We start from the raw sequence: 23,181 nt of genomic DNA on the forward strand, positions 1-23,181 counted from the left end.
CATTGCCGATCTGCCGATCACGGCGCCATCGCGACCGGTCACGGCGCCGGAATTACCGGTGGATGCCGAAGGACGCCCGCGCTACGGCTATGTCGTTATCGAAGGTCCGGTGGGCGTCGGCAAGAGCGCGCTGGCGAAGGTGCTGGCCGAAAAGTGGGCCATGACGCCGGTTTTCGAGCAGCCGCAAACCAATCCCTTTCTTGAACGCTTCTACCGCGATCCGGCACGCCACGCGCTGGCCGTGCAGCAGCACTTTCTGCTCGAACGGCGCCGCTTGGCGGCGGGGCTGAAGAACGCGTCGGTGGGCGCGGGACCCTTCTCCGGCGGCGGCGCGTTCGGTCCGGCCGCGGCATCCAGCTCCAACGCGATGGCCGGCGTGACCGGTGGCGCAGCGCTCGGGCTCGGTCCGGTGATCAGCGATTTCCTGCTTGAAAAAGATGCCTTGTATGCCGAGTTGAACCTGGATGCGGACGAATTCGCGCTCTATCAACGCCTGGCCGCGCAATTGCCCAGCGCCGCACCGGTGCCGGACCTGGTGATCTATCTACAGGCCAGTCCGGAAGTGCTGTTCGCGCGTATTCAGAAGCGAGGCAGCGGCGTCGAATTGCAGATGTCCGATGCCTATCTCCGCGCGCTGTGCGACGCCTATAACCAGTTTTTCTATCACTACGAAGCGGCGCCGTTGCTGACGGTCAATGCCGAGAATATGGCGCCCGCCGAGGACGAAGCCGATCTGGCCCTGCTGCTTGACCATATTCATCGCATGCGCGGCCCGCGTGAATTTTTTGTCAAAGGGTCGATGTCGATATGAGTTACCTTCAAGCCACGGAACGCCGTGCGATCACCGTCCCTACGCTGCAAGCAATGCGCGACGCCGGGGAAAAGATCGCCATGTTGACCTGCTATGACGCGAGTTTCGCGGCATTGCTGGAACAGGTGGGCGTGGATGTCTTGTTGATCGGGGACTCGCTGGGCAATGTCCTGCAGGGACATGGCACGACGCTTCCCGTGACGCTCGACGATATTGCGTACCACACCGCCTGCGTCGCACGCGGCGCGAAGCGGCCGTTGATCATCGCCGATCTGCCCTTCGGCACCTATGGCACGCCTGCCGACGCCTTTGCGTCGTCGGTCGCGTTATTGCGTGCCGGCGCGGAAATGGTCAAGCTGGAAGGCGGCGCCTGGCTGGCGGAAACGGTGCGCTTCCTGGTCGAACGCTCGGTGCCGGTCTGCGCCCATATCGGACTGATGCCGCAGTCGGTGCATGCGATGGGCGGCTTCAAGATTCAGGGGCGCACGATCGAGGGTGCGCAGTCGCTGAAAAACGATGCCGAAGCGCTGCAGGATGCGGGCGCGCAATTGATCGTCATCGAGGGCGTGCCGGCCGTGCTGGCGGCCGAAGTGACCGACGCGCTTGCGGTCCCGACGATCGGTATCGGCGCCGGCCCGGATTGCTCCGGCCAGGTGCTGGTCCTGCACGATCTGCTCGGCGTGTTTCCCGGCAAACGGCCGCGTTTCGTGCGGGACTTCGTCTCGGGCGAGCCGTCGATCGCTGCCGGCGTCGCGGCATATGTTCAGGCGGTGAAGGAAGGTCAGTTCCCCGCGGAAGAGCATTCGTTCTAAGGGACGGGTCGGCCGTCCGCGGCATATCCTCGGGCGCCTGCCCGGGCGGATGCCGGCATGCCACGCGGCGGCCTGAACGGTGTGTTCAGTGCGCCAGCGACGCGCGGAACCATCCTCGCAGCCCATTCGATAGCGCACAGGCCTGCGCGCGGGCGACATCCTTGCGTTGGAGCACCCGCTCCGTGACGGAAGGCGCGCCCGGTACGGCGCCGTCCAGGATCGCTTGCCGCATCACGCCGGGCAGCAGCCCGCACTGCAAAGGCGGCGTAAACCATTGGCCGTCGAGCTGCAGATAGACATTGCTGCGCCCTCCCTCAGTCAATTCGCCCGCCGTATTCTCGAAAAGCATATCGAACGCCCCTTTCTCGGCTGCGGCCTGCCAGGCCATGTCGTATTGCGCGCGCGCCGTCGTTTTGAAGCGGAGAAGGAAGTCGTTCGCCTGCGTGGGTGCATATCCATGGTCCCGCGCCATCAGCACACCGACGGGTCCTGACGGCAGCGGCGCCATGGGGGCGGCCGTGCAGTGCACCGTGCCGTCCTTGCTTAGCGCAAGGCGCAAGCGATGGCTGGGCGCGCGCACGCCGCTTTCACGTGCGGCCGATACGGAATCGATCATCGGCGCGGCGGCGCGCAGCGCGGCGATCCGATCATCGATCGCCGCAAGGACGCGCTCGATCGGACAGGCAAAACCGAGGCGGCGTGCCGCGTGCTGCAACCGTGCCAGATGGCGTGGTAGATAGGGCATCGCATCGGCGCGCATTGCTCCGAGATCCAGCGCGATGGTTTCGAACAGGGCGAACCCCGGGTCCGCGCCGGTCAGAAAGCGCGCCTTCAGCCAACATTCTTCGTATTCGTCCGCCGCGCGGCTGTCGAGAACGATGCCGGCACCGATCCCCGCCTCGCCCGCCAGTAAGCCGGTCCGCTCGGTGGCGATCGGTTCCGGCGCGCCGTCGGTCGGCAGCGTCTCGCAAACCTGCGGGTCGTGGATCGTAATTGTCCTGATCGTCACCGAGAGGCAGAATGCCCCGCATTGGCGCCCGTCGTCGTCGTCGCTATCGCTATCGCTGTCGGAACCCCCTGCCGGCGCCGGTTCGATCCAGCCGATGGTGCCGGTGTACAAGCCGCGCGGCGTCGTCTCGATCTGGCGAATCAGGGCCATTGACGCGTGCTTCGGCGCGCCGGTGATCGAGCCGCAAGGAAACAAGGCCCGCAACACATCGGGAAAGCGCACGCGAGGCGCCAAGGTCGCGCGCACCGTCGACGTCATTTGCCAGACCGACGGCAATGGGTCGACCTCGAACAGGCGCGTGACCTGCACGCTACCCACTTGCGCGATGCGTCCGAGATCGTTGCGCAGCAGATCCACGATCATCACATTCTCGGCGCGATTTTTCTCATCGGACTGCAAGGTCCGCGCGGCGAGCGCGTCGCGGTCCGGATCGTCAAGCACGCGCGCAGCCGTCCCCTTCATCGGCTTGGCATGAATGACGCCGTGTTCGTGCCGCACGAAAAGCTCCGGGGAAACGGAGAGCACCCAGCCGTCGGAGGCGCGTATCAAGGCCCCGAATGCCACCGGCTGACGCGCGCGCAATTGCCGATAGAGTACGATCGGATCGCCATAGACGCCGAAACGGAGGCGGAACGTGTAATTGATTTGATAGCTTTCGCCAGCATGCAAAGCACGATGGATCGCAGCGATCGCCGCATCGAATGCATCGGGTGTGACGCTCGCCGAGACGTCGGCAATGCCGCTTGGCATGGCGGGGCTCGTAGCGATCGATGCCAGAAAAGCATCGGTCTGCTCCGGTGTGAGTCGCGCGCAATGCCGGAAACAAAGGACGCGCAACGCGGCGCCGCTGTCGGGACACGCGTCTGGCATGGCCAGCGCGACACCCCATTCGTAATCGCCGAGCACCACCGCATGCAGTCCCGTCGCGAGGTCCCGCTCGACGCCGGCCCATGCCGCGTCGAGCAGCGTTGGGTCGGTGCAGCGGTGCTCACGGACGAAGCCGGTATAGAGCCGGCTCGTTCGGGGGGCAAGGGGGATCGGGGCGTCGTTGTCGGACGAGGCGCCGGCGCACTGCGCATCGTCCAACAACGCGAAGCACGATGCGCCTGGGCCAGCGCTTTCCTGAGGATCAGGCGGCGTGGCCATTTGGGAACAGGGAGAGAGGGAAACCGGCGCGAGCGCACCGTGCCGGTCATCAGAATCGGGCAGCGGCGCACTCACGGACGGATCACTCGAAGAAGCTCTTGACCTTGTCGAACCAGCTCTTGCTTTGCGGGTTGTGCCGCGAACCGCCTTCGGCAAGCGATGCTTCGAACTGTTGCAACAGCGCGCGCTGTTGCTCGGTCAGCTTCACCGGTGTCTCAACCTGCACGTGCACGTAGAGATCGCCGGCAATGCTGGAACGCAGGCCCTTGATGCCCTTGGCACGCAGGCGGAACGTCTTGGCCGATTGCGTGCCTTCCGGCACCGGGAAGGTCACGCGCCCGTTCAAGGTCGGCACTTCGATATCGCCACCCAATGCCGCCGTGGTGAACGAGATCGGCATCTGGCAATGCAGGTCGTCGCCATCGCGCTCGAAGACCGGGTGCGCCTTGATATGAATCTCGATATACAAGTCGCCCGCAGGCCCACCGTTGACACCGGGTTCGCCGTTTCCGGCCGAACGGATCCGCATGCCATCGTCGATGCCGGCCGGAATCTTGACCTCAAGGGTCTTCGTTTCCTTGATCTTGCCGACGCCATGACACTTCACGCAGGGATCGGGGATGAAACTGCCCGTTCCATGACACTTCGGGCAGGTCTGCTGGACGCTGAAGAACCCTTGCGACATCCGCACCTGACCCTGCCCCGCACAAGTCGGGCAAGTCTGCGCCTTCGTGCCCGGCTTCGCGCCATGCCCGTGACAGACGTCGCACTCGGTCCATCCCGGCACGCGGATCTGCGTGTCATAGCCATGCGCGGCCTGGTCGAGCGTGATTTCCATGCTGTAGCGCAGGTCGGCACCCCGATAAACCTGGGGGCCGCCCCGACCGCCTCGGCCGCCACCGCCGGCCGCTTGACCGAAGATGTCGCCGAAAATATCGCCGAAGGCATCGGCGAAACCGCCAAAACCTTGCGCGCCAGCGCCGCCACCCATGTTCGGGTCCACGCCGGCGTGACCATATTGGTCATAGGCGGCGCGTTTCTGCGGATCCGAAAGCATCTCGTAGGCCTGTTTGACCTCTTTGAAGTGCTCTTCCGCTTCCTTATTGTCCGGATTCCGGTCCGGGTGGTACTTCATCGCCAGCTTCCGATAAGCCTTCTTCAGCTCTTCTTCGCTGGCGTTCTTCGCTACACCCAGGATTTCGTAAAAATCGCGTTTTGACATCGTCGTACCTTGTGTCGCCTCTTGACGGCTTGCCTATCCCCGCGCGCCGCATGACGCGTTATTCAGTCAGGCAGTAGCGGAAAAACCGATGGCGGGCGGCCGCCGAAGCGAGGCTTCGGCGCCGTCCGCCATGGTACGGCACTACCTGTTGCAGGTGACGCTTAGTCCTTCTTGACTTCCTTGAAGTCGGCGTCCACGACGTCGTCTTCGGCCTTTGCGCCCGGCGCGGCACCAGCGGCGCCTGCTGCACCCGCCGCGCCCGCACCGTCCGGGCCACCGGCTGCACCGGCCGCCGCTGCGTCCGCGTACATCTTCTCGCCCAGTTGCTGCGAAGCGGTTGCCAGCGCCGTCACCTTCTCGTCGATGGCAGCCTTATCGTTGCCCTTCAACGCTTCTTCCAGGTCCTTGATCGCGGCTTCGATCTTGCCCTTCGTGTCCGCATCGACCTTATCGCCGTGCTCAGTCAGCGCCTTCTGCGTGCTGTGCACCAGCGCTTCACCCTGGTTCCGGGTGTCGATCAGCTCGCGCAGCTTCTTGTCTTCCTCTGCGTTCGCCTCGGCATCCTCCACCATGCGCTCGATCTCTTCGTCCGACAGACCCGAATTCGCCTTGATCGTGATCTTGTTTTCCTTGCCGGTCGCCTTGTCCTTCGCCGACACGTGCAGGATGCCGTTCGCGTCGATGTCGAACGTCACTTCGATCTGCGGCGTCCCGCGTGCCGCCGGCGCGATACCTTCCAGGTTGAACTCGCCCAGTGCCTTATTGGCTGCCGCCAACTCGCGCTCGCCTTGGTAGACCTTGATCGTCACGGCCGGCTGGTTGTCGTCGGCGGTCGAGTAGACCTGCGAGAACTTCGTCGGGATCGTCGTGTTCTTCGTGATCATCTTCGTCATCACGCCGCCCAACGTTTCGATACCCAGCGACAGCGGCGTCACGTCCAGCAACAACACGTCGCTACGGCCACCGCCCAGCACTTCGCCCTGAATCGCGGCACCAACGGCCACGGCTTCGTCCGGATTCACGTCACGACGCGGTTCCTTGCCGAAGATCTCCTTCACCTTTTCCTGCACCTTCGGCATACGCGTCTGGCCACCGACCAGGATCACGTCGTCGATATCGCTGACCTTGATACCGGCGTCCTTGATCGCGATACGGCACGGCTCCATGCTGCGCTCGATCAGGTCCTCGACCAACGCTTCCAGCTTGGCGCGGGTGATGCGCAGATTCAAGTGCTTCGGGCCGCTCGCGTCCGCCGTGATGTACGGCAGGTTCACGTCCGTCTGTTGCGCGCTTGACAGCTCGACCTTGGCCTTTTCAGCCGCTTCCTTCAGGCGTTGCAATGCCAGCACGTCCTTGCTCAGATCGACGCCCTGTTCCTTCTTGAACTCGCTGATGATGTAGTCGATGATGCGCTGGTCGAAGTCTTCGCCGCCCAGGAACGTGTCACCGTTCGTCGACAGCACTTCGAACTGCTTCTCACCGTCAACATCGGCGATTTCGATGATCGACACGTCGAACGTACCGCCGCCCAAGTCATACACGGCAACCTTGCGGTCGCCCTTTTCGCTCTTGTCCAGACCGAAAGCCAGCGCCGCCGCGGTCGGCTCGTTGATGATGCGCTTCACGTCCAGACCGGCGATGCGACCCGCATCCTTCGTCGCTTGACGCTGGCTGTCGTTGAAGTACGCCGGCACCGTGATCACGGCTTCCGTGACCGGCTCGCCCAGGTAGTCTTCGGCCGTCTTCTTCATCTTGCGCAGGATTTCAGCGGAAACCTGCTGCGGCGCCAGCTTTTCGCCGTGCGCTTCGACCCACGCATCGCCGTTGTCGGCCGACACGATCTTGTAGGGCATCAGATCGATGTCCTTCTGAACTTCCTTCTCGCTGAACTTACGACCGATCAGGCGCTTGACCGCATACAGCGTATCGCGCGGGTTCGTCACGGCCTGGCGCTTCGCCGGTGCGCCGACGACGATTTCGCCGTCCTTCAAATAGCCGATGATCGACGGCGTGGTCCGCGCGCCTTCGGCGTTCTCAATGACCTTGGCCTGCTTGCTTTCCATCACCGCAACGCAGGAATTCGTCGTTCCCAGGTCAATGCCAATGATCTTGCCCATCTTATTCATTCTCCTGGCTGTGTCAGCCGTCCGGCGGAGCGCGGCTCCGCGCAACAATTCAAATATGTTCGAAAAATAGGTGCGGCCACGCCAATTTCAAGGGCTGGACCGCGAAAATGCTGCCTTTTGTCGCGCGCTACGTGTCGCGCGACCGCCGACGCTTACTTCGGCGCGGCCACCATCACCAGCGCCGGGCGCAGCACGCGCTCCGCGATCACATAGCCCTTTTGCAGGACCGTGACAACGGTATTCGGCTCTTGCTCCGCCGGCACCATCGAAATGGCCTGGTGAAAGTGCGGATCGAACTTTTCACCCGTCGCCGGCGCCACAACCTTGATACGACCCTTTTCCAAGGCCGCCAGCAGTTGCTTCAGCGTCAGGTCCATCCCTTCGCGCAGCTTCTCGGCATTCGAGGCGTCCGCGCCGAGCCCGGCTTCCAGGCTGTCCACCACCGGCAGCAGGTGTTCGGCGAAACTCTCGATTGCGAACTTATGCGCTTTTTCCTTCTCGTCCTGCCCGCGACGTCGGACGTTTTCCGTCTCCGCCTTGGCCCGCAAGAATTCTTCCTTCAACGCGGCGATCTGCGCCTGCGCTTCCGCCAGTGCCGCTTCGGCTTGCTGGTCGGCGCCATCGATCTGGTCGCTCGACGCCGCTGCCGTCGCCGCCGTGTCGGCCTGCGATGCCTGATTCACCGCGTCCGCCGCGGCATTGTCCGTCGTCTGCTGATCGCGGTTCGCTGGATTGTCTTGCATGCTCGTTTCCCGTCTGAGTCTGTGTGATTGATCCGGCGCACGGCCCTCTCCCCACGAGTTGGAGACGATTCCGTTGTTTTCAAGTCCACAGCGCAGAAATTTACGCGACGCGGTGGACTGCCTGCCGCAGCATTTCGTCACGCGCCGCGGGTGACCCAAAAATACCGCTCGTGCGCGTCCGACGAGGCGTTGTTACCGCTCTCCCGCCCCCTTCTCGGCAGCCCTGGGAAAACCCGCAACACGTGGTTACATTCTTTACCCGAAACAGGGACTTAGCCCGATGACGCCGCCCTGCGGCCGCATTAGAATGACGACGTGCATTGGGATAGACCAGTCCCGTCGCCGCGCAGTCAAAACAAGAGGTGAATAAATGAAATTGACATTCGCAGTCGTCTTCATCCTGACGCTCCTGGTGGCGGGAACGACGACCATTTGCCTGTCCGGCGCCGTAAGCGCGCGGACCTCGGAATACGGCACCGCGAAAGCGCTGACCCGCGACTGGCTCAATCCCTATCCGGCCAGCCATCGGGCGTATCGTGAGCTGAACTCCCCACTCGCGCAATAACACGTCGCTCGCGTTTCGTCGGCCGGCCGTGCCAGCCATCGGCCGGCTCGCGAAACAGCTGACGACGCGTGCGTTCGGCCTCCCGCGCCTGAGCGCTCGCCTCGGTTTCCTCGTAGAGCAACCGCGCCACCGGTGCCGGGCCCCGCACTTCGCTGACATCCCGCACGACGACAATCCATCGCCCCGCCTCGATATCGATCGTCACGACCTCCCCGATACGGACATCCCGCGACGGTTTGACCGGATCTTCGCCCACGCGGATGCGGCCGTTCTGCACCGCCTGTTGCGCCAGCGACCGGGTTTTGAAGAAGCGCGTCGCCCATAACCATTTATCGATACGTGCCTTGCCGCCCTGCGTGTCGGCGCCCTTGCTCGGGCCCCGCGCCTCGGCGTCGTCACGTGCCCCGGCCTCCGTCCCCTTTTGCTGGGAACGGCCCGACCGCCCGCGACTCATCGCGACGGACCGCCGGGCCAGCCGGCGAGATTATCGGCGCACAGGGTGGCAAGGCCGGCAATCCATGCCGGCGCATCGTTCAGGCAGGGAATGCGGCGGAATGTGTCACCGCCGGCATGCAGGAAGGCATCGCGGACTTCCAAGCCGATTTCCTCGATCGTCTCCAGGCAATCGGCGGTAAAGCCGGGCGTGAACACGTCGATGCGTCGGGTTCCCGACTGCGCCAAGGCGATCGCCGTCGGTTCCGTATAAGGCTGCAGCCATTCGGCCTTGCCAAAACGCGACTGGAACGTCACCCGGCAGGCATCACTGTCTAGCTCAAGCACTTCCGCCAGCCGTGCGCCGGTTGCCAGACACTCGGCCTGGTACGGGTCTCCCAGCGTAATGGTGCGCTTCGGCACGCCATGGAAACTCAGCAGCAGCTTGTCGCCGGCTGCAAAGTCCGGGGCGCCGTGTTCCCGCCAGAAACGCGCCACCTGCTCGGCCAGCGCAGCAATATAGCCGGGGTCCGTCGGATAGGATTTGACGGCCCGCAATGCTGGCTGGTCGCGCATCTGGCGCAAGGTATCGTAGGCTGCATCGAAAGCGGTCGCCGTCGTGGACGCCGAATATTGCGGATACATCGGCAACAGCAGAATCCGCTCGATGCCGTCGGCCTGCAGCGCGCGGATCTGCGCGCCGATGTTCGGCGTGCCGTACCGCATCGCATACTCGACGCGCACCGGCAGACCCAGTTCGGCAAATCGACTGCGCAAGGCGGCGGTCTGCCGCACGGTGTAGACCCGTAGCGGCGATCCTTCGTCCATCCACACCGACGCGTACTTTTTAGCGGAGGCGCGCGAGCGCAGCGGGACGATGACGCCCCGCAGCAACGGTTGCCACAACAGCGCCGGAATCTCGACGACACGCGGATCCGACAGAAATTCCGTGAGGTAGCGTCCTACCGCGCCCGGTTCCGCCGCATCGGGCGTACCGAGATTGATCAGCAATACCGCCGTTCCCGACGCTGCCCGTGCATCGGCGACGGACGACGACGCACCATACGATGCCGGCGGGACAGCTGAAGGTGAGGTAAGCGATGGCGATGCGGACATGGCCGAGGACGCTGCGGCGGATGGCTCGGACAAAAGGTCCGCGCCGAGGGCACTGATCGGTGAATTCATAGTGAGGCGCATTGGCAGGCTGTTCGTCAGTGTACCCCGAGGCGCCATCGCTGCGCCTGGGAGACCGGATCAGTGCTGACTTAATGCGTTCGACAACAGTCGCGCGGTGATATCGACGATCGGAATCACACGGTCATAGGCCATGCGCGTCGGACCGATCACGCCGAGCGTACCGACGATCTTGCCGTCGACCTCGTAGGGCGCGGTGACCACGCTCATCTCCTCGATGGGCACCAGACTAGACTCGCCGCCGATATAGATCTGCACGCCCTGCGCATGGCTCGATACGTCGAGCAATTGCAGCAGGCTGGTCTTCTGGTCGAACAGATCGAACAAACGACGCATCCGGTCCATGCTGGACGAGAGGTCCGTGACTTCCAGCAGATTGCGCTCGCCGGAAATCAGCAGCGTGTCGCCGTCGCCGGACGCTTCCTCGCTGCCGACCTCCACCGCCGCCTGCATCAGATGCGTCATATCGGCCCGCACGGCGTCGATTTCTTCACGCAGGCGCCGACGGACTTCCTCGAACGACTGCCCGGCGTAATTCGCATTGATATAGTTCGACGCTTCCACCAGCTGCGACGGCGAATACTCGCGCTGCGTCGCCATGATCCGGTTCTGGATGTCGCCCTCGGGCGTGACGATGACGAGCAGGATGCGTTTGTCGGACAAGCGCATGAACTCGATTTGCCGGAAACTCTGGCTGCGGCGTGGCGTCAGGACAACACCGGCGAACTGCGACAAATTCGACAGAATGCCCGCGGCGGCGGCCACGACCTTCTGCGGCTGGCCTTGCTGGAGTTGCGCCGCCACCCGCTTTGCAAAATCGGCGGCCTCGCCGTCGACGGTCAGCGGCTTCGACGTCAGCATCGTGTCGACGAACAGCCGGTACCCGCGCGGCGTCGGGATCCGACCCGCCGACGTGTGCGGGCTGGTGACCAGACCGAGGTCCTCCAGATCCGACATCACATTGCGGATCGTCGCGGGACTGAGCGCCAGTCCGGAATACTTAGACAGCGTGCGCGAGCCGACAGGCTGACCTTCGGCGATATACCGTTCGATCAGGGTCGTCAGCAGTGTTTGGGCGCGAGGGTCTAGCATGAAGGAATTCTAGCGCAATCCGCCCCCAGCAGGCCGGTAACGGCAGCGATTACAAGCGAATAGCGGTAATTCCGCCACTGCGGTTCGATTGCGCCCGCAGCCGACGCCCCGCGAGTCGTTGCAATGGGACCGCCGGCCGTGCGCGTCGATCAACCGTTGCGCGTGCCATTTCGCCAAGGCACTGGCCGAATGCCCGAGGGACGCGGCGATGCCGTTGCGGTAGAGTTCTCCCCATCGCCTGTGGTGTAATGCGCAAATGGAAACACGCTCCCCCTTCAAGACCGTCGCGCTGATCGGCAGGCCGAATACGCCGAATATCGGCGAACCGTTGCTGACGCTGGCTCGCGCCATCGAAGCACGCGGCTTTACATTGATTTTCGAAGCGGCGACGGCTGGCGAGATCGATCTCAAGAATCATTTGGATTCGCTGCAGGCCAAGCCGTCGGTGGCGACAACCTCCGAGATCGGCGAGCGCGCCGACGTCGCGGTGGTCGTCGGCGGCGATGGCACGATGCTGGGCGTCGGGCGCGAATTGGCGCCGTACGGCACGCCGTTGATCGGCATCAACCACGGGCGTCTGGGATTCATCACCGATATCCCGATCGCCGATATGAACCGGGTGGTCCCGGAACTGCTCGACGGTCAGTACGAACGCGAGGAGCGCACGCTGCTCGAGGCGCGGATCATGCGCGACGGCAAGCAGATATACGACGCGCTCGCTTTCAACGATGTCGTGGTGAACCGCAGCGGCTTCTCCGGCATGGCGGAACTACGCGTCGTCGTGGACGGGCGCTTTATGTATTCGCAGCGTTCGGACGGCCTGATCGTGGCAACGCCGACCGGCTCGACTGCCTATGCGCTGGCATCCCAGGGCCCGATCCTGCATCCGCAGGCCGGTGGGATCGTGCTGGTGCCGATCGCGCCGCAGGCGCTGTCGAATCGCCCGATCGTGCTGCCGGACAAATCCGAGATCAGCGTGCAGGTCATCGGCGGCCGCGAGGTCAACGTCAATTTCGACATGCAATCCTTCACGGCCCTGGCCCTCGACGACATCATCGAGATCCGGCGCTCCTCACATACGGTGCCATTCCTCCATCCGGTGGGATATAGCTACTTCGCCACGCTGCGCAAGAAGCTGTACTGGAATGAACATCCGGCCAACGATCCACGGCAGAACTGAACGCCGTCATGCTTCGACACCTTTCGATTCGCGATTTCGTCATCGTCGACCGCCTCGACATCGAGTTCGACGCGGGATTCACCGTTTTCTCCGGCGAGACCGGCGCGGGCAAATCGATTCTGATCGATGCGCTGGCGCTGATCCTGGGCGCACGCAGCGATGGCAGCGTGGTGCGCAACGGGGCCGTGCGCGCCGATCTGAGTGCCGTATTCGACGCGCCGCCGGCGCTGGCCGAATGGCTGCGCGACCATGCGCTCGACGACGCCGATTATGCGGCCGAGGCGCACGCGGCTGCGGCGGCCAAGGACACGAAGGACGTCGCCAAGCCGACGCGTGGCAAATCCGCCCGCAGCGGCGCGCCACGATCCGCGCCGGTCGGACCGCCGGTGATTTTGCGCCGCGTGGTCGATGCGACCGGTGCACGCTCGCGCGCTTTCATCAACGGGACGCCGGCAACGCTGGGCCAGTTGCGCGAACTGGGCGAAATGCTCGTCGATATCCACGGCCAGCACGCGCATCAGGCCTTGATGCGGCCCGATGCGCAGCGGCTGCTGTTCGATACCCACGCCGGCGCGACGCAAGCCGCTGCGCGCACCGCCTCGGCCTGGGCAGACTGGCGTGCGGCACGCGCGCGCATCGACGACGCGCGCAAGCGCAGCGAGCAGATTCAGCTCGAACGCGAGCAGTTGGCCTGGCAGGTCAATGAACTGGAGACGCTGGCGCCGCAGGCCGGCGAGTGGGAAGAAATCGGCCAGGAGCATCAGCGCCTTTTCCACGCCGCCAATCTGATCGACGGGGTACGCGGTGCCATCGATGTCCTGTCCGAATCCGACGATGCGCTGATCGGCCGCGTCTCAGCGATCACGAGCCGTATCCAGGCACTGGCCGATATCGACGAGAATCTGCGCGATGTCCTCCTCGCGCTGGAGCCCGCGCAAATTCAGCTGCAGGAAGCGGTCTACTCGTTGACGCATTACGCGCAGCGCCTCGATCTCGATCCGCAGCGGCTGGAGCAAGTCGACGAGCGCTTGAACGCGCTCCACGCGGCCTCGCGGAAGTTCCGCATCGCACCGGAAGCGCTCGGCGATGCCTTGGGCGAACGGCGCACGCGACTGGCGGCGCTGGACGCCGAGGCGGACTTCACGGCGCTCGAAAAAGCAGAACAGGAAGCGGCCCTGGCCTATCGTGAAGCCGCGCAGGCGTTGTCGACGATTCGGCACGCCGCGGCGGGCGTGCTATCGGCGGGCGTCACCACCGGCATGCAGGAGCTGTCGATGGTGGGCGGCAGTTTCGAAGTTGCGCTGACGCCGCTACAGTCCGTCCGGGATGGCGACAGCAATCATCTGGTCGGCGGCCCGAACGGTCTGGAACAGGTCGAGTTTCTGGTGGCCGGGCATCCCGGCGTGCCGCGCCGCCCCTTGGCCCGAGTGGCATCGGGTGGGGAGTTGGCACGGATCAGTCTGGCGCTGTCGGTCATTGCCAGCGCCGCCAGCCCGACGCCGACGCTGATCTTCGATGAAGTGGATACCGGTATCGGCGGCGCGGTGGCGGAAGTGGTCGGACGGCTGCTGCATCAGTTGGGTGGCATGCGCCAGGTGTTGTGCGTGACGCACTTGCCGCAAGTCGCGGCACGGGGCGATCGCCATCTGCGCGTGGCAAAGCAGGTTCGGGACATCACGACGCAGGCCGCGGTCGGCGGCGACGAGATCGGCGCCGAAAGCGAGACCGTCAGCGCGGTCAATCGGATCGATGGCAGCGAACGCATCGAGGAGATCGCACGGATGCTCGGCGGCATCGACATCACCGCGACGACGCGCCGACATGCGAAGGAAATGCTGTCCGCGTGAGGGGCGCCTAGCCCATCGGATCCCCCGACAACGTGGGATCCAACGCCGGCGTCGTGTTGCCGAACACGTGGTCCCATAGTCGGCGGACTGCTTGCCGCTCCGCTTCCACCCGCGGCGATGCCACGCGGGCATGCGTGGCGCCGTCCAGCCGCACTCGATGTTGCAGAATCCGATAACGCCGATACGCGGCCTGCACCGCATGGATGTCGTCGATCGGCGCGAATCCCAATCCCGCCAGGACATCGAGCAGGGCCAGATTGCCGCTATTGCGGATCAGCGCCGGATGGTGCGCCGCATGCAACAGAACGCCGTATTGCACCAGGAACTCGATATCGACCATGCCGCCTCGGTCATGCTTCAGATCGAACAGACCGCTGTGATTCGGATGCCCGTCATGCACGCGATCGCGCATCGCGACGATCTCGGCCGCTAGCGCCTGCCCGTCGCGCGGCGTCGCGAGCACCTCGGTGCGGATCGCCTCGAACGTCGCGCCGATCGCCGGATCGCCCGCGCAATAGCGCGCCCGCGTGATGGCCTGATGCTCCCACACCCACGCCGTGTTGGCCTGACCCGCCGCGCGTTGTTGGTAGCGACGGAATCCGTCGATCGGCGTCACCAGCAAGCCCGATGAACCGTTCGGCCGAAGCCGGAGATCGACATCGTAGAGTTGGCCTGCTCCCGTCGCCGTCGTCAACCAACTGATAAGCCGACGCGCCAGACGCGTGTAATGCTCCGCCACGTCGTCGCCCTCGCGCTGGTCGTCGTAGAGGAAGATCAGGTCGAGGTCCGAACCATATCCCAACTCTTTGCCGCCCAATTTCCCATAGGCGATGATCGCAAAGCGCGGCAGGTCGCCATCCAGCATCGGCCGCTCGGCAATCGCGCGCCAGACGGTCTCCAACGTCACGTCGAGGATCGTGTCGGCCAATTCCGATAGGCGGTCGCTGACCGCTTCCACGCTCAATACGCCGTACAGATCCCGTAGCAGAATGCGAAAGGTTTCGGCATGCTGGGCATGACGCAGCAGGTCCATCTGCTGCTCGACGTCGGGCGCGGCCTGGACGCGGGCGCCGCCAACGCCGGCAGCCTTGGCCGTGCCGCGCAGCTTCTCGCGCAGATCCCGCGCGAACGCCGGCCAATCGAAGGGCGCGTGCACGGTGCGGTCGTCGAGCAATTCATCGAGCAATTGCGGATGCTTGATCAAATAGCTGGCCGCCCACTGCGCGCCGGCGAGCACGTCGAGTACACGGCGTAAGGCCGCCGGAAACTCGGTCAGTAAGGCCAGATAAGCGCGGCGGCCGCAAATCCGTTCCAGCAGATCGAGCCAGCGCACGAACACCAGGCGTCGGGCACTCGGGCCGGACTCGCCCGCGGCAGCCGCGTCACGCGATGCCGCGGAGGCCGATGCCGACAGTTCGACCAGCGCACGGCGGACCAGTGCATCGACCCGCTCGCGACTTTCCGACGGCAACTGCTGATAACGCGAGGCCGTATGCATCGCCCGCATCCGCGCGACCAGCTCGTCGAGCGCGACATCATCAGCGCCGGGGCGTTTGCTTGTCGCCTCCGCACGCGCCTCGCCTCCCTTTTCCGCGTCGTCGCTGTCGATCAACCCGAGGCTGACCGCGTACTGCCGCAATGCGGCGCGCCCTTGCGGCCCATCCGATCCGCCCTCCGCCGAGGTTTCATGCCACAAGGCCGCGGCCGCATCGTCAACGGCGTGAGACGGCGGAACGGCGGACAGCGCCGCCGGCGCATCGCCGCCCACACGCAAGGCCGGACCGTCGGCCGATGCGCCGGTCGGCAAGGTGCCGGCCGGCGGTGCATCCTGTGGCGCGAAGACCTGTTCGAACTCCCGTTCCACCACGTCGCGATGCCCGGCCAAAGCCGCTTGCAGCGCCGCGTAATCGCCGATGCCTTGCGCATCGGCATATCCCATCGCGGCAGCCAAAGCGACACGGCGCGACGCTTCCACCGGCATCGCGTGCGTCTGCGCATCTTCCGCATATTGCAAACGATGCTCGATGCGCCGCAGAAAATCATAGGCGGCACGCAGCGCATCGACGTTGGCGTCACCGATCAAGCCGCGCTGCGCTGCAATTGCTAAGACCTGCAATGTCGGTCGCAGTCGGAGCGCCGGATCCTGCCCGCCCCGCACGAGTTGAAACACCTGAGCGCCGAATTCGATTTCGCGAATGCCGCCGCGTCCCAGTTTCACGTCGTCGGACAGGTCCGGCCGGAGCAGCGCCCGTCGCCGTGCCTCCTCGCCGATCTGCCGATGCAGCGAACGAATCGCGTCGATGACGCCGAAATCCAGATAGCGCCGATAGACGAAGGGCCGCACCAATTGATCGAGTTGCACCGCAAGCCGCGCCTGCGCATCGCGCACGACGCTTTGATCGACACACGGCAGCAAGCGCCCCTTGATCCACGCGTAGCGCTCCCACTCGCGACCTTGCACGAAGAAGTAGGCCTCCAGCATCGCCATGCTGCAGACCAGCGGGCCGGAATCGCCGTTCGGCCGCAAACGCATGTCGACACGGAAGACATAGTCATCCGCGGTGCGTTCGGACAGCGCCCCGATCAGCTTGCGCCCCACCCGCGTGAAAAAGTCGTGATTGTCGATACCCGCGCGTTCGCCGCCGGTGGTCTGTCCCTCTTCCTCGTAGACGAAGATCAGATCGATATCGGACGACACATTCAATTCGCGACCACCGAGCTTGCCCATGCCGACGACGCCGAGCGTCAGCGGCGCGCCGTCGGATTCCGCCGTGGGCGTGCCGAAGCGGCGGATCATGGCACTCTGGATCGTGTCCAGCGCCTCCGCAACGACGACCTCGGCCAGATCGCTCATCGCACCGGTGACCTCCGCGACGTCGGCCAGCCCCGCCAGGTCACGGGCCATCACCGTGCAGAAAATGTCGGCACGCAGGCGGCGCAGCGCCGTGCACAGGGCATCGTGGCGCTGATCGTCATCGAGCACCGCATCGGCGCGCAGCGTGTGCGTCGCACGGATCTCGGCCTCCGCCTCATCGCGACGACAGGCATGACGCGCGACGATGCTTTCACGGGTCAGAGGCTGGGCACCTTGTGCGTCGACATAGCCGGCAACGTCGGGACGTGCCATGAAGGTTCGGGCCGCATAGCGGGAATAGGCCGCGCAGCGCTGCGACAGCGTCGGCGACAGAGACAGCGTCGGCGCGCCGCCCTCCCCGCCAGCATCGGATGGGGCCGCAGACGCGGCTGAAGGAACTGCGGAAGGAAGTTGGGACATGGCACGCACACACGATTCACCGGTAGAACCGGAAGCGTATGCCAAAACGCGTCACAGCGGAAATCCTGGTCAACCGTATTCGGGCACGCGTCAGGTGATGCCGCGGGAGGCGCGATACGCATCCATCGCCCGGATAGCCTTGTGGCAGCCGTCCAGATCGCCGGCATAGCTCCCGCCGACGATGATGTTGTTTTCGTTGACTTGCAGATTGATGTCGCACGTGGTCGTGACCGGGACGAACTGCGTCGACCGCGTCGTTTTCGATGTATCGAAATCGGTTTTACCGATGGACCCCGTCTGCGTCGATTGCGCAAACGTCGTGACCGGCACCATATCGGTGGTTTTCGCGCCCCAATGAACGATGTGCGTCCCGGCGATCCGACGCTCGCCGGTGGGATAGCCCAGTACCTGTATCGCATCCGACAAGGGCCGCCCCTTCAGGGCGCCAACCCCCGCTTCGAACTGGGCGTCCGTCACACAACCCGCCAATGCCGTCAGCGTTATCGTTATCGCTGCCATGACCTGGGTTCGCATTTTTGCACTCCTGTTTTTATCGAATCCGAGTGTATTTGAACCCCATGCGTCAGCGGGGCCTCGGTCGCGGCTTGTTGAACATTCTGAGATAGCGTTCGCCCGAAGGACGGGCCCGTCATCGCGTCGCGCTTCACCTGGCCTGCAGCGGCACTGTGATACATTGGAACGTCGCCCTCAACTCACACTGCCTGCCCAACTACCGCCGCATGCTCGATCGCCGCGCGCCCGCCACCCCGTCACCGTCGCCAGCGCAATCGCAAGACCGCGTACATCGGGCAGGCGCCAAGAGCGTGGGCCGTGTAGCGTCGCATCTCGCGTCCTTTGCCAGCGGCGGCAAGTGGGCCGTCCAGAACGCGCCGGGCATCGTTTCCGGTGCCTCCGCAGGTGGCAATGGGGGGAGCGGTGATGGGGGGGGCAGCGGTGGCGACGATGACGGTCGCGACCCCTCGGGCCCCGACGAGCGCAGCCGACGCGCGCGCTATTTCGCTTGTTCGATGCGGGTATTGAAGCGCGTACTGGCGGTCGTGACGATCATTGCCTTGATCGTCTATTTCGTCTTCGGCGCCGTTGCCTTGATGCTGCGCTATGTCGTGATGCCGAATGTCGATCGCTTTCGCCCCAAGGTGGAAGCGCTTGTCAGCGCGCAGTTGCATGCGCCGGTTCACATCGGCCGGATCGGCGCGCATTGGACCGGCTTCAAACCGACGTTCACCGTCACCGACCTCCATATCGGCGAAAACGACCCGGCGCAATCCGATGCGAGCGTCGACCGTATCCAAGCCACGCTGGCGTGGCGATCGCTCTTGCGCCTGCAACCCATCCTGTCGCAACTGTCGATCGATCATGCGCGCGTGACCGCCGTGCGCGATCCGTCCGGACTGATTCGGATCGGCGGTATTGCCGTCGGTCAGCATCACGCGGAAAACCCCTACACCGTGCCCAGCTGGCTTCTGGGACAACGCGAGATCGTCGTTCGGGATCTGGACTTCCGATGGATCGATCAAGCCGGTCCCGGCCATGGCGCCCCGCCCCCGCCGCTGTTGCAACTGGCCCATGCGCGCATGGCGCTGGTCAATAGCGGCCGCTTCCACCGTTTCGGCGTGCAGGGGAGCATGACCGTGCACCCCACCGGCGAGCCTTGCGCGCAGGCGCCGTGCATCGGCACCGCGGCCGCCGTGATGCCGATCGATATCCGCGCCAATTTCCAGCATGCGCCGTTTCGCTCCTGGCTCGCCGGCCGGGCCGGCCGCGGCAATCCGCAAAACTGGGACGGCGACCTCTATCTGGGCGCGACGGCATTGGATGTCGCTGCCTTGAACGACTACGTCGACAACACGATCGGCGCGCGCGCCGGCCACATCGATGTTCATAGCTGGTGGCAATTCGCGCACGGCGAGGTTGGACAGGTCAGCGGGTCGCTGAAGGGCCGCGGCCTCGCGCTGCAATTGCGCCAGGGCTTGCCGCCCTTGCGTATCCCGAAGGTCGATACCCAGTTCGCGGCGAACCAGCACGACGGCGATTACCACGCATCGGTACGCGACCTCTCGCTGGAACTGGACGATCAGGCGGCACTGCCCGATGGCACGACGCTCGGGCGCATGTTGAACGTGTCGCGCTTCGATGGCGAATATCGCGTCCCGAGCATCGGACGCGGCGAGAAAATCGCCCTGTCCGGCGATATCCTGGACATCGGGCTGCTCGCGGATTTCTCTCGCACGCTGCCGCTGCCGCGCCGATTGAAACGCAATATCGACCGCTACGATCCGAGCGGCGTCCTGTCCGATTACGCGCTCGAATGGGAACGCGATCCGCCGGCCGACGCGGCCGCCGCCTCGGCTGCCCAAGTTCAGGGCGATGTGCCGTTGCGTCGCTTCAAGCTGCATGCACGCCTCGATGGCGTCACGCTCGCGGCCATGCCGCCGCGCCCCGGTGTCAATGCGGCGGGCCATCCCCATATCGGACAACCGGGCTTTTCCAATCTGCGCGGCGTGATCGATGCAGACCAGGACGGCGGACAAGTGCAGCTGGACTCACGGCATGCCACCGTCACGATCCGCGGCATGTTCGACGCGCCGACCTTGCAGTTGGACACGTTGACCGGCACCGCGCGTTGGCAGATCGTGCCGCATGGCGATACGAAGCGGCTCGACGCCCATTTCGACGATGTGACATTGTCCAATCCCGACCTCTCCGGACACGTTCAGGCGCGCTTCCGCACGCTGCTCAATACGTCTCAGGACGGCTATCTCGATCTCAACGCCGCGCTCGATCGCGCCAGCGTGCCGATGGTGCCGCGTTATCTCCCCACGTCGATCGGCGCACCGGTGCGGGAATACCTGACGCGGATGTTGAAAGCGGGAACCTCGACGGGCGCGACGGTGGAGGCGCATGGCCGACTCAATGACCTGCCCTATCCGCGCGGTATCTATCGGATAGCCGCGCCAGCCGCGAGCGCCGCGCCCAATGCGCCGGCGCCGGCGGTGGCGCAGATCGATACGCCGGACGACGGGGCACCGGCCGGGGGCACCAGCGTATTCCACGTCAACGCGCCCTTTACCGATGCCATTGCCGATGTGTCGCCATCCGACGCGGTCCGGCTCTCGAATGGCGAGCCGGAAAAATGGCCGGCATTCGACGGGCTGGCCGGCCGATTGTTCGTGGATGGCCGTCAGTTGGGCTTCGACATCGACGAAGGGCACTACCGGCAGGCCCGAATCAGCACGCTGCAAGGACGCATTGCCGATCTGGGCGATCGTAACAGCGTGCTGCGGATCGACAGCCGGATACGCGGCCCGCTCGCCGATTTCATCGACTTCGCCGGCCGCAGCCCGCTCGGCTATTGGAGTCATCAGATCGCCGCACCGGCCAAGGCGCAGGGCGACGCCACGTTGACGATGCGCATCGATGTTTCGCGCCACGGCACGCCCGGCGCGACCAGTCTGGCAAGCGGGACAGAAACCGCCACGACCCAGGCGCCTGCATCGGACGCCGCGCCAGGCAGCACCGCGGTGCTAGCCGCTCCAGCCGCCGCAACCACGCAAGGCCCGCCCAACACCTCGGGCACGAAGGGCGGCAAGCCGCGCGTCGATCCGGTCAGCGTTTCCGGGAAACTGCATTTCGAACGTAATCGCGTCGTCTATGGCGACGCGCCGCCTGTCGATAATCTGACCGGCGACGTGGCCTTCACCACGCATACCGGTACGTCCCGCAATCTGCAGGGCCGCTTCCTCGGTGGCGATATCCGTGCCGAAGGATCGATGGCCGCCGACGCGAGCTTGAACATCCAGATTCACGGTCACGTCGCGCCGGAACGAGTGGCCCATGCCAGCGATCCACGCTACGCGTCGCTATTGCGTCGGTTCTCCGGCGTCGCGCCCTATCAAGTGCAAGTCAGACGCGACGGCGTGGAGCCCACCCGCTTGACGCTGCAGTCCGACCTGCTGGGGCTTGGCATCGATCTCCCGGCGCCGCTGAATAAAGCCGCCGACGCACCGATGCCGGTCTCGGTGGATTGGCGCACGGTGAGCAGCAATGGCGAAGCCGTGAAATCCGGCGCCCGGGGCGCGGCGGCGCAGTCGTCGAGCAGCGTGCAGCGGATCGATCTGCTGGCGGGTCCGGTGCACGCGGCCTATCTGCGCCGCACCGTGCCGTCCACGCCGGTCACCCCCAACGGCGCCGGCAGCGCACCGGCAAGCCATACCGGCAACGCTACGTCCAACACGACATCCAGCGTGATCGCCGGCGCCATTGGCTTGAATCATCTGCCGCCGTTGCCGGAGCACGGCGTGCTAGGTGAGTTGCATACCGCGCAACTCGATGTCGACGCCTGGCGTGCCGTGCTGGCCGAAATCGAGCGCCCCGCGGCGGTACCGGTCGCCACGCACACGCGTAACTTCGCACCGGATCCCGCCGATGCCTCGCCGGACATCGATGCCAACCGCACCGGCCGTGGCTGGCTGCCGGATCGCTTCGATATCGCCATCGACGATGTCCATCTGCTCTCGCGGCATTGGCACGATGTCCATATCGAGGGAGGCCGGAGCGCCCGTCAGGGCTGGCATGCGCATATCGCCTCGCGCGAGGTGGCAGGGCAAACCAGTTGGCAGCCGCAAGGCGGCAGCGCCCTGCACGCCCGATTGAGCAAACTCCTGATTCCGGCCACCGACCCGACAACGGCAAATGACGGCGCCATCGCGACCGGCGCGGCGCAACAGCAGGCCGAGCGCACGACGCGCACGCTGGCGGCCGTCCCGCAGACGACTAAGCGTTTCCCTGCAATCGATCTGGTGGCCGATCAATTCAGCATCGCAGGCAAGCCCGTCGGCAAGCTGTCTTTGCTCGCGCACAATGTCGCGACCGCCGACGACACCATATGGCAGATCGATGACCTCACGCTCGCCCATCCGTCGGCGACCTTGCACGCCAGCGGCAACTGGCGCGTCGACACGGCAGGCACCAACGCCCATACCGGCGTGATTTTTCAACTCGGGATTCATGATGCCGGCGCCCTGTTGACGGCACTCGGGATGCCCAACACGATCAAGGGCGGCAAAGGCAGCCTCGACGGCGCATTGAACTGGAACGGCAATCCCGGCACACCGGACCTGAAGACGCTGGAGGGGAAACTGAATCTGGAATTGACCCGTGGGCAGTTCTTGAAGGTCAATCCCGGCGCGGCGCGACTGCTGGGCATCCTGAGTCTGCAAGGGCTGGTGCGCTTCCTGCAATTGGACTTCAAGAGCGTCTTCGGCAAAGGCTTGGCCTTCAACAAACTGTCGGGCACGACGGCGATCCATGATGGCATCGCAACGACGCAGGATGCGACACTGACGACGGCACCGGCGCGGGTGACGATGTCCGGCTCGGCCAATGTCGTCGACGAAACGCAGGATTTCCGCGTGACCGTGGTGCCGCACTTGAACGCCGTGTCCGCATCGATCGCCGCGGCGGTCATCAACCCGATCGTCGGCCTCGGTACCTTGGTGGCGCAATTGGCGCTGGCCGAACCGATCTCGCGCAGCCTCACGCGGCACTATCAAGTGCAGGGCCATTGGAACAAGCCGGAGGTCCGACGAAGCGATGACAATCGCGGTAACATTGCCCCAACAGCCGGTACTGCCGTGTCCCAGCAGCCGGCACCGGCGCACTGAAGCCGGCAATTTTTTCCGAAGCCGCCGTAGGGCGCGCTTCTCCC

The 23,181-nt window shown here is 64.8% G+C and carries 14 protein-coding genes and 2 pseudogenes; 7 read left to right on the plus strand and 9 right to left on the minus strand.

What is annotated here, in order from left to right; genetic code table 11:
- The first annotated feature begins 58 nt into the window (after window positions 1–58).
- Window positions 59–811, plus strand: coding sequence for a deoxynucleoside kinase (locus tag ABEG21_RS12655; RefSeq protein ID WP_347556774.1), 753 nt, complete (start codon window positions 59–61; stop codon window positions 809–811).
- On the plus strand, window positions 808–1,623 hold the full coding sequence (gene panB / locus ABEG21_RS12660; protein WP_347554926.1) for a 3-methyl-2-oxobutanoate hydroxymethyltransferase: 816 nt from the start codon (window positions 808–810) through the stop codon (window positions 1,621–1,623). The genes ABEG21_RS12655 and panB overlap by 4 nt, the downstream gene beginning before the upstream one ends.
- 85 nt (window positions 1,624–1,708) lie before the next feature.
- On the opposite strand, the gene ABEG21_RS12665 is transcribed toward panB, so the two are convergent.
- The 4 genes from ABEG21_RS12665 to grpE form a co-directional block, all read right to left on the minus strand.
- On the minus strand, window positions 1,709–3,853 hold the full coding sequence (locus ABEG21_RS12665) for a chorismate-binding protein (protein WP_347554927.1): 2,145 nt from the start codon (window positions 3,851–3,853) through the stop codon (window positions 1,709–1,711).
- Window positions 3,854–3,860: 7 nt separating this feature from the next.
- A complete protein-coding gene (gene dnaJ, locus ABEG21_RS12670) occupies window positions 3,861–5,000 on the minus strand; it encodes a molecular chaperone DnaJ (RefSeq protein WP_347554928.1) in 1,140 nt (379 codons plus the stop codon).
- Between the two features lie 161 nt (window positions 5,001–5,161).
- On the minus strand, window positions 5,162–7,117 hold the full coding sequence (gene dnaK, locus ABEG21_RS12675; protein ID WP_347554929.1) for a molecular chaperone DnaK: 1,956 nt from the start codon (window positions 7,115–7,117) through the stop codon (window positions 5,162–5,164).
- A 161-nt stretch (window positions 7,118–7,278) separates the two neighbouring features.
- The gene (grpE, locus tag ABEG21_RS12680) at window positions 7,279–7,869 is read right to left on the minus strand and encodes a nucleotide exchange factor GrpE (RefSeq protein ID WP_347554930.1); all 591 of its coding nucleotides are present in this window, start codon (window positions 7,867–7,869) and stop codon (window positions 7,279–7,281) included.
- A gap of 370 nt (window positions 7,870–8,239) precedes the next feature.
- On the opposite strand from grpE, the gene ABEG21_RS12685 reads away from it, so the two are divergent.
- Window positions 8,240–8,434, plus strand: coding sequence for a hypothetical protein (locus tag ABEG21_RS12685; protein ID WP_347556841.1), 195 nt, complete (start codon window positions 8,240–8,242; stop codon window positions 8,432–8,434).
- Here the strand turns inward: ABEG21_RS12685 and ABEG21_RS12690 are convergent.
- The 3 genes from ABEG21_RS12690 to hrcA form a co-directional block, all read right to left on the minus strand.
- The gene (locus ABEG21_RS12690) at window positions 8,373–8,888 is read right to left on the minus strand and encodes an RNA-binding S4 domain-containing protein (RefSeq protein ID WP_347554931.1); all 516 of its coding nucleotides are present in this window, start codon (window positions 8,886–8,888) and stop codon (window positions 8,373–8,375) included. The two genes, ABEG21_RS12685 and ABEG21_RS12690, sit on opposite strands and share 62 nt — an antisense overlap.
- The gene (gene hemH / locus ABEG21_RS12695; RefSeq protein WP_347554932.1) at window positions 8,885–10,051 is read right to left on the minus strand and encodes a ferrochelatase; all 1,167 of its coding nucleotides are present in this window, start codon (window positions 10,049–10,051) and stop codon (window positions 8,885–8,887) included. The genes ABEG21_RS12690 and hemH overlap by 4 nt, the downstream gene beginning before the upstream one ends.
- A 69-nt stretch (window positions 10,052–10,120) precedes the next feature.
- Window positions 10,121–11,152, minus strand: coding sequence for a heat-inducible transcriptional repressor HrcA (gene hrcA, locus ABEG21_RS12700; protein ID WP_347554933.1), 1,032 nt, complete (start codon window positions 11,150–11,152; stop codon window positions 10,121–10,123).
- A gap of 256 nt (window positions 11,153–11,408) precedes the next feature.
- On the opposite strand from hrcA, the gene ABEG21_RS12705 reads away from it, so the two are divergent.
- The 3 genes and pseudogenes from ABEG21_RS12705 to ABEG21_RS12715 all read left to right on the plus strand — a co-directional run.
- Window positions 11,409–12,332: an NAD kinase gene (locus tag ABEG21_RS12705; protein WP_347554934.1), complete on the plus strand. Its 924-nt coding sequence runs from the start codon at window positions 11,409–11,411 to the stop codon at window positions 12,330–12,332.
- A gap of 8 nt (window positions 12,333–12,340) precedes the next feature.
- Window positions 12,341–12,592 (plus strand): annotated as a pseudogene (locus ABEG21_RS12710) (AAA family ATPase); the annotation flags it as partial.
- A gap of 126 nt (window positions 12,593–12,718) precedes the next feature.
- Window positions 12,719–14,179 (plus strand): annotated as a pseudogene (locus ABEG21_RS12715) (DNA repair protein RecN); the annotation flags it as partial.
- A 7-nt stretch (window positions 14,180–14,186) separates the two neighbouring features.
- On the opposite strand, the gene glnE reads toward ABEG21_RS12715, so the two are convergent.
- The gene (gene glnE / locus ABEG21_RS12720) at window positions 14,187–17,306 is read right to left on the minus strand and encodes a bifunctional [glutamate--ammonia ligase]-adenylyl-L-tyrosine phosphorylase/[glutamate--ammonia-ligase] adenylyltransferase (protein WP_347556775.1); all 3,120 of its coding nucleotides are present in this window, start codon (window positions 17,304–17,306) and stop codon (window positions 14,187–14,189) included.
- Between the two features lie 237 nt (window positions 17,307–17,543).
- Window positions 17,544–17,987 carry a hypothetical protein gene (locus ABEG21_RS12725; protein ID WP_347554935.1) on the minus strand — a complete coding sequence of 148 codons (444 nt, stop codon included), beginning with the start codon at window positions 17,985–17,987 and terminating at the stop codon, window positions 17,544–17,546.
- A 206-nt stretch (window positions 17,988–18,193) separates the two neighbouring features.
- Between ABEG21_RS12725 and ABEG21_RS12730 the strand changes: the two genes are divergently transcribed.
- Window positions 18,194–23,137 (plus strand): AsmA-like C-terminal region-containing protein, encoded by a 4,944-nt coding sequence (locus ABEG21_RS12730; protein WP_347554936.1) that lies wholly within the window; start codon window positions 18,194–18,196, stop codon window positions 23,135–23,137.
- Window positions 23,138–23,181: the final 44 nt, after the last annotated feature.

The sequence above is a fragment of the Robbsia sp. KACC 23696 genome (genome assembly GCF_039852015.1).
In the GTDB taxonomy this organism is placed as follows: Bacteria; Pseudomonadota; Gammaproteobacteria; order Burkholderiales; family Burkholderiaceae; genus Robbsia.